Here is a 1866-nt window from a genome sequence, read left to right as displayed (position 1 = left end):
CGCCGACTCGTCCCCACGGTCGGCAGCTTCGTCTTCTGACCCACCGGGCTGATGCCGCCGACGACGTAGCCCGTGCGCCGCTCCGCGAGTGCCGGGTCCGCGAGGGTCGCCTTCTTCCCACCGACGGCCGCCGCGATGGCCTTGAGGTCCAGTCGGTTCGCCACCGGGACGATCGCCACCGCGAGGGCACCGTCGACCGACACCACCAGGGTCTTGAACACCTGCTCCTCGCGGAGTCCGAGCGCGGCAGCCGCCTCCTCGCCGAAGTTGGTGGCGGTCTCGTGGTGCTCGTACACGTGGGGGGTGTACGCGATCCCCGCCTGCTCGAGGGCGACGGTCGCTGGGGTGCTCGGCGAACCTGCGGTCATGGGCACGATCCTGCCGTGACCAGGCACTTCCCCCGCGACGGCGCGCGGGCGTTACCCTGAACGGACCATGACCATCGTCGAGCTCGTCCTGCGCTGCACCGCCGCGCTCGTCCTCGGCGACCCCTCGGTCGGCGCCGTCCCGCTCGTCGCCGTCGTCGCGCTCGGGCTCACGGCCGTGGCGGTCGCGGTCCTCGTGGCGGCCGTCCTCGCGATCGTGGTCGGCCTCGTGCCGGCGCGGTCTGCGGTGCCGTCGCGCGCCCCGGCCGACCTCGTGACGCGGATCGCCTGGAGTCATCCCGACGCCGACGGGCACGCGCGACCGCGGGCCCCGGGAGCCGTCGCACCGGCCTGACCACCGATCGGTGGCCGGGCCGCACTTGCGACCCACTCCCACCGAACCGATCGGAACGTCATGGACCTCACCACCCTGCCCCTCGTCGGGCCGCTGCTGCACGGCGGCGCCGACCTCCTCGCCGCCATCACCTCTGCACTCTCCCCCACGCTCGGCGGACTCGCCGCCGCGATCGCCGTCGTGCTGCTCACCCTGGCCGTCCGCGCCGTGCTCGTCCCGCTCGCGGTGCTGCAGGTGCGCGCGGAACGGGACCGCCGTCGCCTCGCTCCGCAGATCGCGGCGCTGCGACAGCGCCACGCGAAGGACGCCGAGCGGCTCCGGCGCGCGATGCAGGAGCTCTACACGCACGAGAAGGTCTCGCCGCTCGCCGGCTGCCTGCCGGTCCTCGCGCAGGCGCCGGTCCTCTCGCTCGTCTACACGCTGTTCACGCACGCTTCGATCGACGGCAGGGTGAACACCCTGCTCTCGGCGACCCTCGCGGGGGTGCCGCTCGGGCACTCGTTCGTCGTCGTCGTGACCTCGCCGCTGTGGGCGCACGCCTGGGTCGTGGTGCTCCTGCTCGCCGTGCTCGCCATCGTGGTCGAGCTCACCCGCCGCGCGAACCTGCGGTGGAACCCGGCAGCCGTCGCGGACGCCTCGGTGCCCGGTGCCGGTGCGACGGCGGCGATCGGGCGTTGGGCGCCCTTCGTCACGGTCGTGTTCGCGGCGATCGCACCGCTCGCGGCAGCCCTGTACGTCGTCACGAGCGCCGTGTGGACCCTCGGGGAGCGGGCGGTGCTGCGGCGCGTCCTGGCCTGACGGCGGGCACCGTTCGTCGCCGGTCGGCCGCGTCGCCGGGTGTCAGCCGCCCTGGCCCTCCTGCTGCGGACCCTGGTCGACGGGGTCGTACTCGGTGCCGCGACCCTGCTCCTCCTCCGGCAGGGGCACGTGGCGCTCGGTGCCGGTCCCCCCGGGGCTCGTCGCGACGTAGTCGGCCTCGCCGGACTGCGTGTCGTGGCTCAGCGGCTCGAGGGTCTCGGGGTCGGGATCGTGCTTGTCGCTCATGCTCCCCGTCTACGCCCCGCGAACTGGGTGCGCGCCCGCCCGCCGCCGGTGGGACGATGGGCGGACAGTGCGACCGACCGGGAGTGCGCATGGCCGACGACG

General features: G+C 74.4%; 4 protein-coding genes. 2 read left to right on the top strand and 2 right to left on the bottom strand.

What is annotated here, in order from left to right; translation table 11 throughout:
* The coding region (locus tag I5E_RS13800; RefSeq protein ID WP_022907503.1) for an aminoacyl-tRNA deacylase at window positions 1–368 on the bottom strand (368 nt) is incomplete at its 3' end.
* A 67-nt stretch (window positions 369–435) separates the two neighbouring features.
* On the opposite strand from I5E_RS13800, the gene I5E_RS13795 reads away from it, so the two are divergent.
* On the top strand, window positions 436–720 hold the full coding sequence (locus I5E_RS13795; RefSeq protein ID WP_022907502.1) for a DUF6412 domain-containing protein: 285 nt from the start codon (window positions 436–438) through the stop codon (window positions 718–720).
* Between the two features lie 60 nt (window positions 721–780).
* Window positions 781–1518, top strand: a complete 738-nt coding sequence (locus I5E_RS13790; RefSeq protein WP_022907501.1) for a YidC/Oxa1 family membrane protein insertase — start codon at window positions 781–783, stop codon at window positions 1516–1518.
* Between the two features lie 42 nt (window positions 1519–1560).
* Here the strand turns inward: I5E_RS13790 and I5E_RS13785 are convergent, their stop codons facing one another.
* The gene (locus I5E_RS13785; protein ID WP_022907500.1) at window positions 1561–1764 is read right to left on the bottom strand and encodes a hypothetical protein; all 204 of its coding nucleotides are present in this window, start codon (window positions 1762–1764) and stop codon (window positions 1561–1563) included.
* Window positions 1765–1866: the final 102 nt, after the last annotated feature.

Source organism: Curtobacterium sp. B18 (assembly GCF_000333375.1).
In the GTDB taxonomy this organism is placed as follows: Bacteria; Actinomycetota; Actinomycetes; order Actinomycetales; family Microbacteriaceae; genus Curtobacterium.
This window is presented reverse-complemented; position numbering and strand designations above follow the sequence as displayed.